The organism is Nocardia sp. NPDC004573, assembly GCF_053602135.1.
This window is the reverse complement of the sequence record NZ_JBSGDA010000004.1, coordinates 374,402-391,247: the sequence shown is the minus strand read 5'-3', so window position 1 is coordinate 391,247 and position 16,846 is coordinate 374,402. Positions and strand designations below refer to the sequence as shown.

18 protein-coding genes are annotated in these 16,846 nt (G+C 70.1%); 12 read left to right on the top strand and 6 right to left on the bottom strand.

What is annotated here, in order from left to right:
• Window positions 1-39 precede the first annotated feature (39 nt).
• Window positions 40-1,203 carry a sensor histidine kinase gene (locus ACWEKR_RS09485; protein ID WP_452354086.1) on the bottom strand — a complete coding sequence of 388 codons (1,164 nt, stop codon included), beginning with the start codon at window positions 1,201-1,203 and terminating at the stop codon, window positions 40-42.
• Window positions 1,200-1,856 carry a response regulator transcription factor gene (locus tag ACWEKR_RS09480; RefSeq protein ID WP_452354085.1) on the bottom strand — a complete coding sequence of 219 codons (657 nt, stop codon included), beginning with the start codon at window positions 1,854-1,856 and terminating at the stop codon, window positions 1,200-1,202. The genes ACWEKR_RS09485 and ACWEKR_RS09480 overlap by 4 nt, the downstream gene beginning before the upstream one ends.
• Window positions 1,857-1,969: 113 nt before the next feature.
• Between ACWEKR_RS09480 and ACWEKR_RS09475 the strand changes: the two genes are divergently transcribed.
• Entirely contained in the window at window positions 1,970-2,380 is a 411-nt protein-coding gene (locus ACWEKR_RS09475; protein ID WP_195084700.1) for a nitroreductase family deazaflavin-dependent oxidoreductase, read from the top strand.
• Between the two features lie 223 nt (window positions 2,381-2,603).
• Here the strand turns inward: ACWEKR_RS09475 and ACWEKR_RS09470 are convergent, their stop codons facing one another.
• The 3 genes from ACWEKR_RS09470 to ACWEKR_RS09460 are packed head-to-tail and all read right to left on the bottom strand — an operon-like array spanning window position 2,604 to window position 5,225.
• On the bottom strand, window positions 2,604-3,596 hold the full coding sequence (locus ACWEKR_RS09470) for a hypothetical protein (protein WP_452354084.1): 993 nt from the start codon (window positions 3,594-3,596) through the stop codon (window positions 2,604-2,606).
• Complete coding sequence (locus ACWEKR_RS09465) at window positions 3,583-4,905, bottom strand: hypothetical protein (protein ID WP_452354083.1); 1,323 nt, start codon at window positions 4,903-4,905, stop codon at window positions 3,583-3,585. Before ACWEKR_RS09465 ends, ACWEKR_RS09470 begins: the two co-directional genes overlap by 14 nt.
• Window positions 4,902-5,225 carry a hypothetical protein gene (locus ACWEKR_RS09460; RefSeq protein ID WP_452354082.1) on the bottom strand — a complete coding sequence of 108 codons (324 nt, stop codon included), beginning with the start codon at window positions 5,223-5,225 and terminating at the stop codon, window positions 4,902-4,904. The genes ACWEKR_RS09465 and ACWEKR_RS09460 overlap by 4 nt, the downstream gene beginning before the upstream one ends.
• A gap of 404 nt (window positions 5,226-5,629) precedes the next feature.
• On the opposite strand from ACWEKR_RS09460, the gene ACWEKR_RS09455 reads away from it, so the two are divergent.
• From ACWEKR_RS09455 to ACWEKR_RS09440, 4 genes are all read left to right on the top strand, one after another.
• The gene (locus tag ACWEKR_RS09455; protein ID WP_452354081.1) at window positions 5,630-6,709 is read left to right on the top strand and encodes a sugar ABC transporter substrate-binding protein; all 1,080 of its coding nucleotides are present in this window, start codon (window positions 5,630-5,632) and stop codon (window positions 6,707-6,709) included.
• A 73-nt stretch (window positions 6,710-6,782) separates the two neighbouring features.
• Entirely contained in the window at window positions 6,783-7,556 is a 774-nt protein-coding gene (locus tag ACWEKR_RS09450; RefSeq protein WP_452354080.1) for an ATP-binding cassette domain-containing protein, read from the top strand.
• Window positions 7,553-8,788: a sugar ABC transporter permease gene (locus ACWEKR_RS09445; protein ID WP_195084705.1), complete on the top strand. Its 1,236-nt coding sequence runs from the start codon at window positions 7,553-7,555 to the stop codon at window positions 8,786-8,788. The genes ACWEKR_RS09450 and ACWEKR_RS09445 overlap by 4 nt, the downstream gene beginning before the upstream one ends.
• Before the next feature lie 29 nt (window positions 8,789-8,817).
• Entirely contained in the window at window positions 8,818-10,026 is a 1,209-nt protein-coding gene (locus ACWEKR_RS09440) for an ROK family protein (RefSeq protein ID WP_452354079.1), read from the top strand.
• Window positions 10,027-10,105: 79 nt separating this feature from the next.
• On the opposite strand, the gene ACWEKR_RS09435 is transcribed toward ACWEKR_RS09440, so the two are convergent.
• Window positions 10,106-11,347 carry a phthiocerol/phthiodiolone dimycocerosyl transferase family protein gene (locus ACWEKR_RS09435; protein ID WP_452354078.1) on the bottom strand — a complete coding sequence of 414 codons (1,242 nt, stop codon included), beginning with the start codon at window positions 11,345-11,347 and terminating at the stop codon, window positions 10,106-10,108.
• 226 nt (window positions 11,348-11,573) lie between these two features.
• Between ACWEKR_RS09435 and ACWEKR_RS09430 the strand changes: the two genes are divergently transcribed.
• The 7 genes from ACWEKR_RS09430 to ACWEKR_RS09400 all read left to right on the top strand — a co-directional run bounded on the left by ACWEKR_RS09430 (window position 11,574) and on the right by ACWEKR_RS09400 (window position 16,838).
• The gene (locus ACWEKR_RS09430) at window positions 11,574-12,260 is read left to right on the top strand and encodes a crotonase/enoyl-CoA hydratase family protein (protein ID WP_452354077.1); all 687 of its coding nucleotides are present in this window, start codon (window positions 11,574-11,576) and stop codon (window positions 12,258-12,260) included.
• A 6-nt stretch (window positions 12,261-12,266) separates the two neighbouring features.
• The gene (locus ACWEKR_RS09425) at window positions 12,267-12,848 is read left to right on the top strand and encodes a TetR/AcrR family transcriptional regulator (RefSeq protein WP_452354076.1); all 582 of its coding nucleotides are present in this window, start codon (window positions 12,267-12,269) and stop codon (window positions 12,846-12,848) included.
• Between the two features lie 86 nt (window positions 12,849-12,934).
• Entirely contained in the window at window positions 12,935-14,287 is a 1,353-nt protein-coding gene (locus ACWEKR_RS09420) for a flavin monoamine oxidase family protein (RefSeq protein ID WP_452354075.1), read from the top strand.
• A 58-nt stretch (window positions 14,288-14,345) separates the two neighbouring features.
• Window positions 14,346-14,789 (top strand): universal stress protein, encoded by a 444-nt coding sequence (locus tag ACWEKR_RS09415; protein ID WP_452354074.1) that lies wholly within the window; start codon window positions 14,346-14,348, stop codon window positions 14,787-14,789.
• 59 nt (window positions 14,790-14,848) lie between these two features.
• Window positions 14,849-15,331 carry a fluoride efflux transporter CrcB gene (gene crcB, locus ACWEKR_RS09410; protein ID WP_452354073.1) on the top strand — a complete coding sequence of 161 codons (483 nt, stop codon included), beginning with the start codon at window positions 14,849-14,851 and terminating at the stop codon, window positions 15,329-15,331.
• Window positions 15,328-15,696 (top strand): fluoride efflux transporter CrcB, encoded by a 369-nt coding sequence (gene crcB / locus ACWEKR_RS09405; RefSeq protein ID WP_452354072.1) that lies wholly within the window; start codon window positions 15,328-15,330, stop codon window positions 15,694-15,696. Before crcB (ACWEKR_RS09410) ends, crcB (ACWEKR_RS09405) begins: the two co-directional genes overlap by 4 nt.
• Window positions 15,697-15,830: 134 nt before the next feature.
• The gene (locus tag ACWEKR_RS09400; protein ID WP_452354071.1) at window positions 15,831-16,838 is read left to right on the top strand and encodes a cation diffusion facilitator family transporter; all 1,008 of its coding nucleotides are present in this window, start codon (window positions 15,831-15,833) and stop codon (window positions 16,836-16,838) included.
• The last annotated feature ends 8 nt before the right edge of the window (window positions 16,839-16,846 follow it).

The window sequence follows — 16,846 nt, the reverse complement described above, 5'->3', positions numbered from 1 at the left end:
CGAGGTGTCGGACTCGCCCGCAACCAGCGTGCGGCCTCGCTATCCCCGGGCGCCCGGGAGGTCGACGGTGACCGTCAGACCCCCGTCCGATCGCGCCGCCGCTCGCACCGTGCCGCCGTGAGCCTGTGCGACGGAACGCACGATGGACAAGCCGAGACCGGCGCCGCGGGTCTCGGAATCGGCCAAGCGTTCGGCGTTGGACAGCCTGCGGAACGGTTCGAAGAGACTGTCGACTTCGAAAACGGGTACCGGCGGGCCACTGTTCTCGACGGTGAGCACGGCGCGGTCGCCGCGCGTCCGCGACCGGACGACCACCCAGCCGTTCGCGGGGATGTTGTAGCGCAGGGCATTGTCGAGCAGATTGTGGACCAGGCGTTCCAGCAGCAGGGGATCACCCGAGGCGGGAGCGGGTTCCAGATCGGTGGTGATCTCGGCTCCGGGTCGTTCGGCCCACTGTCCGGCCGCGTCGGCGGCGATGCCGGCGAGGTCGACCCGGCAGTGCTCGGTCAGCCGCTGGTCGCTGGTGGCCAGCACCAAGAGGCCGTCGATGAGTCGTTCGTGGCGGCGGTTCACCTCCAGCAGCGTGGCTCCGAGTCGGCGGGTGGACTCGGCGACGCCGGGGTCCTCCAACGCCACCTCGATCAGCGTCCGGTTGATGGTCAACGGTGTGCGCAGCTCGTGCGAGGCGTTCGCCACGAATCGGCGCTGCCCGTCGAACGCCCGATCCAAGCGCTCCAGCATCGCGTCGAATGTGTCGGCCAGATCTTTGATCTCGTCCTGCGGGCCGTCGAGGGCGATGCGCTCGTGCAGGCTGGTGTCGGCCACTCGCCGTGCGGTCGCGGTGATCCGCTGCAATGGCTGCAAGGCGCGGCCGGCGAGCAGCCAGCCGAACCCGCCCGCGGCGATTCCCACCGCGCCGAGGGAGACCAGCGACCACACCAGCATGGCGCGCAGGGTGTCCCGCCGGTTGCGTTGGGCCTGCTCGGTCAGCGCTTTGAACAGCTCCGTGGAGACCGGGGCCCGGTTCCGCTCCGCTCGCTCGATGAGATACGCCCGGACCACTTGCTGCGCGCCGCCGCCGGGCCGTCGCTCCAGCGACTGGTTCAGGTAGAAGTACATCAACGCGACCAAGACCGCGCCGGCCAGGAAGAACGCCGTCGCGTACAGCAGCGTCAGCCGCAGCCGAATGGTGCGCCCGCTCATCGGATCCGGTACCCGACGCCGGGCTCGGTCTCGATCAGCCGCGGGTCGCCCAGTTTCCGCCGCACGTTCATGATCGTGTACCGCACGACGCCGGTGAACGGGTCGATGTGCTCGTCCCACGCCTTCTCCAGCAATCGCTCGGCGGAGACCACGCCGCCGTCCGCGCGCAGCAGTTCGGCCAGCACCGCGAACTCCTTGCGCGACAGAGTGACCGGCTCGCCGTTCCTGGTCACGGCGAACCGGTGTGCGTCGAGCCGGATGCCGGACCGTTCCAGCACCGGGGGAGCGGGGGTGCGCGCCCGTCGTCCGAGCGCCTGGATCCGGGCGACCAGTTCGGCGAACGCGAACGGCTTCGTCAGATAATCGTCCGCGCCAAGGCCGAGCCCCGCCACCCGCTCGGCCACGGCGCTCGCGGCCGTCAGCATCAGAATCCGGGCCGAGCCGCCCGACTCGATGAGCGTGCCGCAGACCACGTCGCCGGACACGCCGGGTAGGTCCCGATCGAGTACCACCACGTCGTAGTCGTTCACGCCGGCGCGCTCCAGCGCCGCCGCGCCGTCGTACACCACGTCGACCGCCATGGCATGCCGACGCAGTCCGTCGGCGATCGCGTCGGCCAGCAATGTCTCGTCCTCGACAACAAGCACCCGCACACCGTCATCGTGCCCTGTCCGTTGTTGGGCGGACGTTGGTTCGGCTTCGGCAGGCAAGTCTGGGTAGGCTCGCGCACGTCCCGGCGCACCCGACCCACCAGGAGAGACAAGCCATGGCAGGCGACTGGAACACCCAGATCATCGAAGAATTCCGCGCCAACCAAGGCAAGGTCGGCGGCCCCTTCGCCGGTCGCGAGTTGCTGCTGCTCACCAGCATCGGGGCGAAATCGGGGCGTCCGCGCACCAATCCGCTCGCATTCATCCGCGACGGCAGCGACCTCGTGGTCGTCGCCTCCAAAGCGGGCGCGCCCACCAATCCCGACTGGTTCCACAATGTGCGGGCCAACCCCACGGTCACGCTCGAAATCGGCACCGAGACCCTGGAGGCGACCGCGACGGCGATCACCGAAGGCCCGGAACGTGATCGCCTCTACGCCGCGATGGTCGAGGTGATGCCGGGCTTCGCCGAATATCAGGAGAAGACGGACCGGGTGATTCCGGTCGTCAAGCTGACGCCGCGCTGAGGCTCTCCCAGGCGGGCGGACCGCCGTGACGTCGTTGTCCAGGTCGGGCGAGGACACTCCGATGCCGAGAATTCGTGCGCCGATGCGGCTTTTCCAGCGCACCGTCGGCGCCGCCTACACCGGTTGCGTGGAGCGGAAAGGCACGGTGAGCCCCGCTAGGACGGTGGCGATGGCGAGGGTTATCCGGATCAGACGACCCGACGGTCGGACCTTTCGCGCAACTTCAGCCTGCCGTGATTCCGGTGATCAGCGTCTGATCCGTACCGGTCCGTGTGGTGATGAACTGGGTGAAAGTGTTCGACTCTTCGCCGGGAAACTGCTGCGTCAAACGAACTTCCCACCGCGCCTGACCGTCGGGGCCGTCTCCGGCCCGGGAGATCTGCACACAGTAACGGGTGCCCACCGGCACCTGATTGATGCCGCGCTGGATCTGATCGGCGGGCGATACCGCCGCGTCGGGAGCCACCACCGCGCGCGCCCGGTACCCGGACCGTTCGGCGTAGTAGGCGTATTCGAAGGCGAAGATGGCGTCGGGGCCGTTACCGGTGCCGCCCGGGTCGGTGCCGGAAACGACGTCGGCGGTGCGCTTCTGCTCGCATCCCGGCGTGGCGATGGCCCAGGGGGGCTTGACCCGTGAGGTGGATGGCGCGGTGGTCGGCGCGGGCACGGCTGCGCGCGGCGGCGAGGTCGCCGCCGATTTGCGCGAGTTCGCCTCGGAACCGTAGATCATGGCCAGCCCGATCGAGACGGTGGCGACCACGATGCCCAGCACGATCAAGACGGTCAGGGCACGATTGCTTCGCTGTTGATCGGTGCGGCGCGGACGGCGCACCGGAGTGCCGGGCTGGATACCGGATCGGTTGACGATGGCGGGCGCGGTGCCGCGGTTGTCCTCGGCCTGGACCGGCTCCGGCTCTGCGGGCGCGCTGCGTTGCGGCGCGGCCACCGGTTGCGGCGGGCGCGCCGCCGGTGGTGCGGGCTCGAGCCATTGCTCCCACTCGCCGAGTCGCGGCCGGACCGCCGGCCGCTCCTGTGGGCGCGGTGGTTGCGCGGCCTCGTACTCCGGCTCGCGACGGCGAATCTGCTTGCGCCGGCCGGGTGATCGACGACGCTTCGCCGGTTTGCCCGGGGGAATGCGCAGCATCGGTAGACCCGTGTCGAACGGATTGCTCTGGCCTGCGCCCTGACTGGGATGCTCCCGGTCAGGGGGCGTCATCGTCGAATTCGCCCAGCACCGGTACGACCGCGGTCACCGCGGACGGGATGGTCACGCCGAGCTGTCCGTCGCGCGGCTTGTGTTCCTGGTCCGCACCGCCCGGCGGCGGGGCGGGCGGCACCACCATGCCACCGGTGGGGCCGGGATGCGTGGGGTGGTCGGGACTGCTCGCGGGCGCCGGCGGCGCGCTGTCGACACGGGGTGGCGTCACCGCGGGCGCGGGCCTGCTCTCCGGTCTCGGTGCGTCCGCCCGCGCGGCCGGTGCCGAGTTGCCGGGCGGGATCACCGAACCGGGCCCGGTGGTCGACGGCTTGTGGTCCTGGGACCCGCCGAAGTCGAACAACTTCGAGGAATTCTTCGAGTCGTCGCCGTTCGTGCCGGAGTTGGTGGTGGAGCCCGGGTTGATCAGTTCCGGTATCGCCTTGTCCGCGGCCGCCGCGATGGTGTCGATGCCGTGGATGCCTACTTCGGCGATCTTGTCGATGATGTGCGTGCCGATGTCGACGCCCGCGTTGATGGCCGTCGTGCCGAGGTCCACGCCCGCGGAGATGAGCGCCTGCTGCAACTGGAGCTGCGCGGCCAAAGCCGGGTCCATGGGTTGCGTGGTCGCGGGCGCCGTGGCGCCGGGCACGGTGGTGGTGCTGGGCCCGACCTGCCCGGTGCCCCCCTGAGCGGTGGCCTGGCCTTGGCTGACGCCGGACGGCGCGGTGACCGTGAGCGGCCCCATCTCGTCGAGTCGCCTGGTGTGGTCGTCCATTTCGGTGCGCGCGGCCGTCACGGTGGTGAGCGCGTCGCGCAGCGCCAGGGTGGCGCGCGCGATGACGGCGTCGGTCTCCGGCGCCGAGGTCGCGTTGTCCAGGATCTCCCGCGCGTCGCGCCGGAAGTCGGCGATGATCTGGTCGACGCGCCGAGCCGCCCGCCCGGATGTCGCGTGCGCGTCGGCGAGCACGGACAGATACGCAGGCCCTCGATCGGAGATGTCGCCGATCTGGGTCTGTGTCGTGCGCAGCGCGGGAACGGCGCTGTCGGCGGCCCGGGAACTCCAGCTCGACTCCAGCGCGTGCAGGCCTTCGCGGTGCGGGCCTTCGGTGTCCGCCGCCTGGGTGGAGGCGGCCGAGAGCGCCCCGGTCGCCGCCGCGCTCGGCACGCCGACTCCCGTGCCGAGCGAGGAGCGCAGCGTCAGCAGCGGTTTGACCAGCGCGGCGATGATCGGCGGGTCGACGCCGGGCGAAGTGCTCGGCGGCCGGGTGGCCTCGGCGACGGGCTGGGTGGCGTGCGCCCGTTTGCGCAGTCCCATCAGGCTTCTCATGCCAGTGCCTCCCCGGACCGGGTGATCGCGGCCGCCGTCGCGGCGTCGACTTCCTGCGCGTTCTCGCGGTAATCGCGCAGGACCCGGCCGTACGCGCCGACCAGCTGCCCGGCGGTCGACAACGCTTCCGCGTGTTCGGCGACGGCCGCGGAGAAGCGGGCCGCGAATTCCGCGCCGACGAGCCCGAGATCGGCGGCCAGCCGTTCCGGATCCACCGCGCCGGAGGCGACCGTGGCCGCCGACGCCAATTGTTTGGACACCGCGTCCGCGATCGCGGTGTAGGCGGCCACCGCCGCCGGGTCGAGCCTGAGCGTGTCCACTGTTCCCCTCCCGGATCCCAGTCTGTCGCTACCGCGCCATGATTCACCGCCAAGGGTACTGTGCCGGAGGGCCGCCATGCGCCCGATCGTGGGTGGTCTGTTCCGGGCGGATGCCGCCCTTCAGGGTTTCCGGTCTCCGCCACAGGGCGGAGTGCGTACCCGCCGCCTCCACACGCGATGTGCCGACGCGGGCCGACGGCCCTGTTCACCAGCCCTCCCGAGCCGCTAACCTGTCCGGCCGCGATGGCGGCCCTGCGAGCCACGCTGGCGTGTCGAGATTGTTATTCGGGACAACAAATTAGGTGTTGTGCCCTGCGTCACAGTCCCATATGTTGCTGTGAACAACATTCGTTCCACTCCGACCGGCTGGGACAACGTCCTGGCCGGTGATGAAAGGCCCACTCATGCGTAAGGGCATGTTCAGCGCCGCCGCGCTGTCGTTCGCGCTGCTGACCGCCGCGCTCACCGCCTGCGGCGACGATTCCGCGGACTCCGGCGGCAGAACCCAGATCGGCGTGATCCTCCCGGACAGCAAGACATCCGCCCGTTGGGAGACGGCGGATCGCAAATACTTGCAGCAGGCGTTCCAGGACGCGGGCGTCAAGGCCGATATCCAGAACGCCCAAGGCGACAAGAACGCCTTCCAGACCATCGCCGACCAGATGATCACCAACGGCGCCACGGTGCTCGTGATGACCAACCTGGACAGCGGCACCGGCAAAGCGGTGATCCAGAAGGCGAAGTCGCAGGGCGTCACCGTGATCGACTACGACCGGCTCACCCTCGGCGGCGGCGCGCAGTACTACGTCTCCTTCGACAACGTGAAGGTCGGCAGCCTGCTCGGCGAGGGTGTCGCGCAGTGCCTGACCGATCGCAACGCGGTACGGCCGGTCGTCGCGTACCTGAACGGCGGACCGACCGACAACAACGCGACTCTGCTGAAGACCGGCTACGACGGGGTGCTGAAGCCGCGGTTCGACGCGGGCCGGTACGTCAAGGGGCCCGATCAGGCCGTCCCGGAGTGGGACAACACCAAGGCCGGCACCATTTTCGAGCAGATGCTCACCGGCACGCCGGACATCGGAGGCGTCGTCGCGGCCAACGACGGCTTGGCCAACGCCGCCATCGCGGTGCTGAAGAAGCAGAAGCTCAACGGTCAGGTGCCGGTCAGCGGACAGGACGCCACGGTCCAGGGCCTGCAGAACGTGCTGGCGGGCGATCAGTGCATGACCGTCTACAAGGCGATCCAGAAAGAGGCCGAGGCGACCGCGAAGCTCGCGGTGGCGCTGGTGAAGGGGGAGCGGGGCGCGACCAACGGCGCGGTGCGCGACCCGGAGTCGAACGCCGACGTGCCGTCGGTGCTGCTGGAGCCCAAGCCGATCTATCCGCGCAACGTCAAGGACGTGGTGGCCGACGGCTACGTCACCAAAGCCGAGTTGTGCACCGGTGAGTTCGCGAAACTCTGCGCGGACAACGGGATCTGATGTCGCCCGCCCCTTCCGCGGTTCGATGAGGGGATTGCGGAAGGGGCTCCATCCCTGCGGAGGAGCAAAACCCATGTCCGAACTGCCGGTCATCGAATTACGCGGAGTAGAGAAGAGTTTCGGCCCCGTCCACGTCCTGCACGAAGTCGCTTTCAGCGCCTATCCCGGCGAGGTGACCGCCCTCGTCGGCGACAACGGCGCGGGCAAGTCCACGCTGGTCAAATGCATCGGCGGCACCCACCCCATCGACGCGGGCGAGTTCCTCTTCGATGGCGTTCCGGTGCAGGTGCACAGCCCGCGCGACGCGGCCGCGCTCGGCATCGAGATCGTCTACCAGGATCTCGCGCTGTGCGACAACCTCGACATCGTCCAGAACATGTTTCTCGGCCGGGAACGCAGGCGCGGTCTCGTGCTCGACGAATACGCGATGGAGGAACTCGCCGGAAAAACGCTGGCGAGCCTGTCGGTGCGCACCGTCAAGTCGGTGCGGCAGCAGGTCGCCAGCCTGTCCGGCGGGCAGCGCCAGACGGTGGCCATCGCGAAAGCCGTGCTGTGGAACAGCAAGGTGGTGATCCTGGACGAGCCGACGGCCGCGCTGGGCGTCGCGCAGACCCAGCAGGTGCTCGAGCTGGTCCGCAGGCTCGCCGACCAAGGCCTCGCGGTGGTGTTGATCTCGCACAACATGAACGACGTCTTCGCGGTGTCCGACCGGATCGCCGCGCTCTACCTCGGCCGGATGGCCGCCCAGGTACGGACCTCCGACGTGACGCACGCGCAGGTCGTCGAATTGATCACGGCAGGCCGCAGCGGCGCGCTCGGCCTCGAGGCGAGCGGAGCGACCCGATGACCGCGGTGACCACCGAGCGGCGACCGGCGGCGCCGGTGACCGACCTGATGAGCGGCTACGTCGGCCGGGTGCGCGGCGGCGACATGGGGGCGTTGCCCTCGGTGATCGCGCTCGTCGTCCTCTCGGCCGTCTTCTGGGCTGCGCGCCCGGTCTTCATGTCCGAGGCGAACTTCGCCAATCTGTTCACGCAGGGCGCGGCCATCGCGGTGATCGCGATGGGGCTGATCTTCGTGCTGCTGCTCGGCGAGATCGACCTGTCGGCCGGATTCACCAGCGGGGTCTGCGCCGCCGTGCTCGCCGTGCTGCTCACCGACGAAGGGTGGCCCTGGTACGCGGCGGTGCTGGTCTCGCTGCTCACCGGCGTGGCGATCGGACTCGCGATCGGCACGGTCGTGGTGAAGATCGGGATCCCGTCGTTCGTGGTGACGCTGGCGGCTTTTCTCGCGCTGCAAGGCGTGGCGTTGAAGATCATGGACAACGGCCGCAACATCGCCATCCGCGATGAGACGATCGTCGCGATCGCGAACAAGAACGTGCCGCCGCCGATCGGCTGGGCGCTGTACGCGCTTCTGGTCGCCGGTTTCGCATCGATCCAGTACCGGAAGTGGCGGGCGCGCACGAAACTCGGGCTCACCGGCACGACGGCGCGGGCGGTGGCACTACGAGTTGTGCTACTGGCCGTCGTGGCGGGCGCGGCGGTGCTGGTGCTCAACGGCGAGCGCAGCCGCAATCCCGCGGTGCACTCGCTGGCGGGGATGCCCATCGTCGTGCCGCTGATCGTGGCGCTGTTGCTGCTGTGGACCTTCGTGCTGGACCGCACCGTGTTCGGCAGGCACATCTACGCCGTGGGCGGCAACGCCGAGGCCGCCCGGCGCGCGGGCATCGCGGTGGACCGCGTGAAGATCACCGCATTCGTGCTGTGTTCCACGATGGCGGCGGTCGGCGGGCTCATCGCGGCCTCGCGCGCGAACTCCGTCGATCCGAACACCGGCGGCAGCGATGTGCTGTTGACGGCGGTCGGCGCGGCGGTGATCGGCGGCACCAGTCTGTTCGGCGGTCGCGGACGGATGCTGGACGCGGTACTCGGCGCCGCGGTGGTCGCGGTGATCAACAACGGGATGGGGCTGATGGGCTACAGCGCGGGCACGAAATTCGTTGTGACAGGATTCGTGCTGCTCCTGGCGGCCGGAGTGGATGCCTTGTCCCGTAAGCGAGCGCTCCTGCAACGATGAATCCCAGCCCAGTGACGAAAGCCCGGTGAATGCGAGCAGCACCTTCGCCCGAGGAGATCCGCACGCGCAACCTCGCCGCGCTGCTGCGGCACGTGCACCGTGACGGGGCGGTGTCGCGTGCCGCGCTCGCCGAGCGAATGGGCTTGAACCGCAGCACGATTCTCGCGCTCACCACCGACCTGGCCGCGGCGGGCCTGGTGAGCGAGGAATTGCCCGGTCAGACCGGACGGGCGGGCAGACCGTCGCTGGTGGTGCGTCCGCGGGCCGACCGGGTCTACGTCGTCGCGCTGGACGTCGGGGCGGATCGTCTGGCCGCCGCGCGGGTCGGGTTGGGCGGCGCGGTGCTCGAGCGCACCGAGACCGCCCGTCCCGGCGGCGCGTTCGACCCGGACGACGTGACCGCCGCGCTGGCGGGGATGGCCAGGGCGATGATCGCCGCCGCCGCGCCGGACGCTCGATGCGTCGGCGTGGGTGTCGCGTTCTGCGGCATGGTCCGCGAGGAGGACGGCGTGGTGCGCTACGGGCCCAACCTCGGCTGGGTGGACGTCGCGTTCGGCGCCGAGCTGACCAGGGCACTCGATCTCGGGACGCGCGTCGCGGTCGGCAACAACGCCAATCTCGGCGCGCTGGCCGAACGCGAACGCGGCGCGGGCGTCGGCCTGGCGAACCTGATCTACCTGCACGGTGACGTCGGCATCGGCGGCGGCATCATCATGAACGGCGAGTTGCTCGGCGGGGAGGGCGGTTACGGCGGGGAAGTCGGGCACATGATCGTCCACCCGGGTGGGCGGCCCTGCGCCTGCGGATCCCGGGGCTGCCTGGAGGCCGAGGCGGGCGAGCTCGGGTTGATCGCGGCGGCGGGGCGCTCCGATCCCGCGGGGCAGGCGGCGGTCGACGCGATAGTCGAGTCCGCCGCGCGTGGCGACGCCGTGGCCCGCGACGCGCTGCACCAAGTTGGCGAATGGCTCGGCTACGGCGTCGCCAATCTGGTGAACATCTTCAATCCGTCGATGGTGGTGTTCGGCGGAGTGCTGCGGGAGATCTATCTGGCGTCCGCCGCGCAGGTGCGCAGCCGCGTGGCCGTCAACGGTCTGCAAGCCGTTCGCGAACAGGTCCGGTTGCGCACCAGCGCGCTCGGCGGCGACGCGACCTTGATCGGCGCCGCGGAACTGGCTTTCACCGATGTGCTCACCGATCCGCTGCAGACGCTGACGCGCACGTCGGCGGCGCGCACATGACGGAAACTCCGGCGAGTTCGCGGCGTCGTCACCGGTGCGCCGATAGCCTGTCTGCCGCGGGGATTCGGGGTCGCCGGGTTCAGGCCGCGCCCGTCGCGCCGAACTCCGACAGGTGAGCGGTGAGCAGCCGCACCCGCACGCGCTGCTCCTCGGTGGTTTCCTCGGGATGGTGGATCTCGATGCTCAGCCGGTCGTCGAAGGTACTGACGATGATGGTGCCGCTGGGCTGCTGCAGCCGGTAGCCCGTCTTGTCCGGCTTGCCCAGCATGATCGAGCGGAAATCCGTGATGCGCAGTTCTTCCGGCACGCGGGGCCGGCGTACCCGTCCCCAGTTGGTGGCCAGCACGATGCCGGGCGCGCGCGGCGGAGGCCCCGCGGTGATCTCGGGGATCTGCAACGGGGTCTGCTGCACGAGGCCCGCGTCGAGTTCGGCGCGCAGCGTGTCGCTGACGCCGCGGGCCAGATCGACGAGCGTCGCGCCGGTCCGCGCCGTCGGAACGAAATTCGCGAAGCCGAGTACATTGGTGCCCTCGGTCATCCCGATCGGCGGCGTCACCCGGGTGCGCAGGTCGACCGAGTAGGTGTAGAGCAGGTCGGTGAGCGGCAGACCGCGCAGCTCCGCCTCGGTGAGCAGGATCGCGGCGGAGGCGAGTCCGTTGATCGTGGTGTTCTCCCGGTGCCCGAGCTCGACGAGCGCGGTGGTCTGCGTCCGGGTGAGCCTGCAGCGCGCGGTGCGTGGCACGAGGTAATCGGGCTCATCAGGACCGTAGGAGGCCCGTGCGACGGGACGCGACGGCACGGCGGCTGTATCGAACTTGCGAACGCCACGCTCGTGCAGCAGGTCTTCCACGGAGCGTGGGAAACCCTGTGGTGGCAGGTCGGCCGGCTTGGACCGGACGAGGTCGGTGTAGCAGGACCACAGTTCTTCGAACACGGCCAGCGAATGATAGGCATCCGCGACACTGTGGTGGGTCACCAAGGTGACACCCGCCCTCGCGCCGTCCCGGACCACGCACAGCGCGGCGAGCGCGGTGCGCTGGTCCAGCTGGGCGCCGGTGAGCAGCTGTTCCGGATCACCGTCCGCGACCGTCATCTCGGGGGTGACGCCGGGGGTTTCGAGCAGGAGATGGCCGCCGTGCCCGTCCGGCTCCAGATGGGCGCCGAGGATCGGACGGGAGCAGGCCACGGCTTCGAACGCCGCCGACAGCGCGGCGAGATCCAACCGGCCCGTGACCCGAAGCGAATAGCCGACGAGCACTTCGCTGTTGGCGAACATCCCCTCGCTCGGCGCCAGCGGGCGGATGACGGTTGCTGCGGTCATGTCGCTTCCTTCACCTGAGCCTGTCCCCGAGGCTAGTCCGAAGCCCGGACGCGCCAGGCTTTTTCGGCAGCATCGTCTGCTTCTCGTATCGGGTGATCCGGTGCCGCTGTTTCGCATCGTTGCCACATCGACACCTGGCGGCGACCGATGCCGCGAGCGGCGGCCCGACGTTAGCTGTCGCGGCGCTAGAGTGTTACTCTAGAGCTCTGCTCTAGAGGAGGCTGCGATGACCGAACTCGTCACCTATCGGCTCGACGGCGGGATCGCCACGATCACGCTGGACGACGGCAAGGCCAATGTCATGTCCGAGAACATGATCGGCGCCATCGCCGGTGCCCTGGACCAGGCCGAAGCCGACCGGGCGGTCGTCCTGTTGACCGGACGTTCGCGCATGTTCTCCGCCGGCTACGACCTGGCGACGTTCTCCCGTTCCCTCGACGACATCCGCCGCACGCTGCGGGCGGGCGGCGACCTGGTCCACCGGCTGCTCGGATTCCCGTATCCCGTCGTGGCGGCCTGCCCCGGCCACGCCATCGCGCAGGGCGCGTTCACGCTGCTGGCCGCGGACGTGCGCTTCGGCGTCACGGGTGATTTCAAGCTGGGCCTCAACGAGGTCGCGATCGGGCTCACCATTCCGCACTACGGTGTGGAGGTGGCGCGGCACCGGCTCACCGCGCCGGGCTTCGACCGGGCGGCGAACACCGGGACCCTGGTCGGGCCCGAGGAGGCCAGGGAGTTGGGCTTTCTCGATGTGCTCGCCGCCGACGAGGACGACTTGCGCACGCGCGCGACGGCCGAAGCGCACCGGTTGACCGGGATCGACTTCGCCGCGCACATCGGGACGAAACTGCGGGTGCGCGCGCAGGTGCTCGCCGCGGTCCGCTCGGGCATCGACGCCGAATTCGGCGCGTAGCCGGTCGTGCGCACCCGCGAGCGGATCCTGGCCGAAGCGACGCACCAGCTGCTGGCCAAGGGCTATCCGTCGTTCACGGTGGCCGGCGTGCGTGATCGGCTCGGCTTGTCCAGCGGCAGCATGTTCCACGCGTTCGGCTCGAAAGCCGAATTGGCCGCCGCGGTCTACGTTTCCGGGATGATCGACTACCAGCGGACGGTGCTGGCCCGCCTCGACGCGCCGGGCACCGGTCCCGAGCAGGCGATCCGCGCGATGCTGGCAGCCCATCTCGGCTGGGTGGAAGACCATCGCGACCTGGCCCGGTTCCTGTTCGCCACGCTGCCGGACGAGGTGGCGCGGGTCGCGGAGCCGGAACTGACACAACCCAATCAAGCCTTCTTCGGGGCGCTGGAGCGCCGGTACCGGGAGCTGCTCGGCGCCGCGGACGTGGGCGGCGAAGGCTATCCGCTGGCCCACGCGATCTGTGTCGGACCGGCACAGGAGTACTGCAGGCAATGGGTGCGCGGACGGGTCACGGCGCCGCCGCGTTCGCTGACCGCCACCTTGCAGGAGGCCGCCGTCGCCGCCCTCGCCACCCTGCCGCGCTAGCACTGTTGTCTCCCACGCCGGTTGCGGATCGGCCCGGGGTGATCAACAGTGGTTGTCGAGTTACGGTGCGGCGACGGGAGGCCACCATGGACCGTACGGACGTCGTTGTCGTCGGTGCGGGATATGCCGGGCTGAGCGCCGCGCGGACGCTGCGAACGGCGGGCCGTGAGGTCGTCGTCCTGGAAGCGAGCGACCGGGTCGGCGGCCGCACCCTGACCGCGCGGGTCGGCGACGGCTGGGCCGTCGACCTCGGCGGACAGTGGATCTCGGGGGCGCACACGCGTTTCGCCGCGCTGGCCGAAGAGTGCGGCGCGGCGACCTTCGCGCCGCCCGAGGGGGCCGGCCTGCTGGTCGAGGGAGTGGTCCGGCGGCCCTTCCGCGGTGCCCGCCCGCCACTGCCGACGTTCGTCCTGCTCGTACTCGTCCAGGCGATGTGGCGACTGGAACGGATGGCCGCCCGCGTCGACCTCGCTCGCCCGTGGACCACGCCGGGCGCGGACCGTTTGGATGCGATGACCGCGGCGACCTGGTTGCGTCGCAACGTGCCCGAGCGGCGCGCGCGGAACCTGGCCGAAGTGATGATCGGCGAGGAACTGTGCGTCGACGTCGGCAGCATCTCGATGCTCGGCCTGCTGACCACGATCCGTTCCGCGGGCGGGGTCGAGGCCGGGATCACCGCCGAGACGGTGACCCGCCTGTTCGTCGACGGCGCCGACGGGCCCGCGCTGGCCGTCGCCGCCGAACTGGGGGACGCGGTGCGCCTCGGTGCTCCGGTCACTGAGGTCCGGCAGGGCGCGGACGGTGTGCGGGTGAGCGGGGACGCCGGCGCCGTGCACGCCGGGCACGTGATCGTGGCGGTGCCGCCCACCCTCGCTGGACGCATCGCCTACGACCCGCCGTTGCCCGCCGCGCGCGACCAGTTGACCCAGCGCATGCCGATGGGCTCGGTTCTGAAGGCGTTCGCCGTCTACGAGCGGCCGTTCTGGCGCGACGACCTGCTCACCGGCCAGTCGCTGAACCTGCACGATCCGGTGCCCGTCACCTTCGACGCCACCCGCCCCGGCGGTCCCGGAGTGCTCGGCGCGCTGGTGCCCGGCCGGGCCGCGCAGCGCCTGGCCGCGCTTCCCCCGGCCGAGCGCCGCGCCATGATCGTCGGGTCGCTCGTCCGCGCCTTCGGGCACGTAGCCCGGGAGCCGGTCGAGTGGCACGAGAAGGTGTGGGCCGACGATCCCTACGCCCGCGGTGGCTACAACTCGTTCTTCCCACCGGGCGTCCTGACCACCCTCGGGTCGGCTCTGCGTCATCCGGTCGGCGTGATCCACTGGGCCGGAAGCGAAACCGCCACCGAGTGGTCGGGTTACATCGAGGGAGCGATCCGCTCGGGCGAGCGCGCCGCGGCGGAAGTGCTCGCGGCGGATCGCGCCGCGGCGCCCGTCTGATTGCCGAAGGTTTGCCATAACGTTGGCTCCGGCCCATCCGGGGGATCACAATGGAAAGGTGTTCCAGCGGATCGTGGTGGGCTACGACGACTCGCCCGGCGCCAGAGCCGCGTTGACGATGGCGCTCGACTTGGCGACGGTGCACCATGCCACGCTCACGGTCGTCGCGGTCGAAGAGTATCTGCCGCACTACGGTCCGGTGGTCGGCGAGATCGAGGAGGAACGCTCCATCGGGGAAGAGGCCTGCCATCGATGGCTCACCACCGCCGCCGAGACCGCCGAACAGCGCGGCATCGCAGTGCGGGCCGAGATCCGCGCCGGTCAGGCCGCGCGCGAACTGGCCACCGCGGCCGCCGATCACCATGCCGACCTGCTCGTGCTCGGGCGCAGCGGGCATTCGGGCATCTGGGGCCGGTTCATCGGCAGCACCGCGGAGAAGGCCGCACGGCACGTCGGCTGCTCGGTTCTGGTCGCGCACGACGGCGAGGCCGGGGACCGGTGAGCGCGGCGGCGTGGTGACCCGCCGGGACGCCGTCGCGGACGGTTCGGTAAGAGTTCTGCGTGGCCGATGAACTGACCGAGGAGCCGACCGGCATCGCCGAACGCGCGCGACGTCGGAACTTCTGGCGTGCCGACGGCTCGGCCGTGGCGGTCGTGGCCCTCGGCGGGGCGCTCGGCGCGCTCGCGCGCTACGGTCTCGCCCAGGGGCTGCCCTGCCGCCCCTGGCATTTTCCGCTCGCCACCTTCCTCACCAATGTCGCGGGGTGCTTCGCGATCGGCGTGCTCATGGTCGCGGTGACCGAGATCTGGGCTGCTCACCGGTTGCTGCGTCCCTTTCTCGGAGTCGGCGTCCTGGGTGGATTCACCACCTTCTCGACCTACGCCAACGAGGTCCGTCAGCTGCTGGCGCCGGGGACGATCGTCGTCGCGGCCAGCTATCTTGCGGGCACCTTGATCTGCGCTCTCTCGGTCACTTTCGCCGGCATGTGGCTCACCAGGGCGGGGTACGAACGCCTGCGACGCGCGCGAAAGGGGACGCGATGACCGTGCTGCTGGTCCTGGTGGGCGGGGCGATCGGCGCTCCGCTGCGGTATCTGCTCGACCGCGCGGTGCAGGACCGCCGCGACAGTCTGTTTCCCTGGGGCACCTTCTCGGTCAACGTGCTCGGCTGCCTGGTGCTCGGCGCGCTGAGCGGCGCCGGGTCGGCGCTGTCGTCGCCGCTGTTCGCCATGCTCGGCACCGGATTCTGTGGGGCGCTGACCACCTACAGCACCTTCGGTTACGAAACCGTGCGGCTGGCCGAGCGCGGCGCCTACTTGTTCGCGGCGATGAACGTGGTCGGCAGTGTCGTCGCAGGGCTGATCGCCACCGTGTCGACCTATGCGGCGGTGCACGCCCTGGTCGGCTGACCCGGACAGCCGGATCGGTATGCGACGTGATCCAGCTCACTGCGCTGGTCTGTCGCGCGCTACGGGGGGTGGGTTAAGCTGACGGAACAGATGCAGATATGCGCATACATTCGAGGATGGAAGGGGCAGGGCCGATGGGACACGAACACGGTCACGCGCACGGGCACGGGGTGTCCGGTGAGGCCGACCGCCGGTGGCTGACCATCGCGCTGGTCCTCATCGTCGGCTTCATGTCGATCGAGGTCGTGATCGGCGTGCTGGCCAACTCGCTGGCGCTGTTGTCGGACGCGGCGCACATGCTCACCGACGCCGCCTCCATTGTCCTGGCGCTCATCGCGATCCGGCTCGCGGCCCGCCCCGCGAACGGCAAGTACACCTACGGCTACAAGCGCGCCGAGATCCTCTCCGCGCAGGCCAACGGCATCACACTGCTCGTGCTCGCCGGCTGGCTCGCCTATGAGGCCGTGCGCCGCCTGCTGGAGCCGCCGGAGGTCACCGGCGGCCTCGTGCTGGCCACCGCCCTGGCCGGTGTGGTGGTCAACATCGCGGCCACCTGGGCGATCAGCAAGGCCAATCGCTCCAGCCTCAACGTCGAAGGCGCGTTCCAGCACGTGCTCAACGACCTGTACGGATTCATCGCCACGGCGGTGGCCGGGCTCGTCGTGCTGACCACCGGCTTCGCCAGGGCCGACGCGATCGCTACGCTGATCGTCGTCGCGCTGATGGTCAAGGCGGGGCTCGGGCTGGTGCGCGAATCGGGCCGGATCTTCCTGGAGGCGGCGCCCGCGGGCGTCGATCCGGACGCGCTCGGGCGCAGGCTGGTGGACATCGAGGGCGTCGACGAGGTGCACGACCTGCACGTCTGGCAGATCACTTCCGGTGACATCGCCCTGTCGGCGCATGTGCTGGTCCGCGCGGGCGCGGACTGCCATGGACTGCGTCAGCGGATCGAGCACCTGCTCGATCACGACTACGGCATCACCCACACCACCTTGCAGGTCGATCACACCCATGCCGTCGCCTCCTCGGCTGCGGCGGATGCGCAGCGCCTGCTGCCGATGCTGGAGGACCACTGCGACGACGCCCACGGCCCGGTGCACCGCGACCGCCCGTCGCCCGCCGCGAATACCGTGGCGCACTGACCTACCGG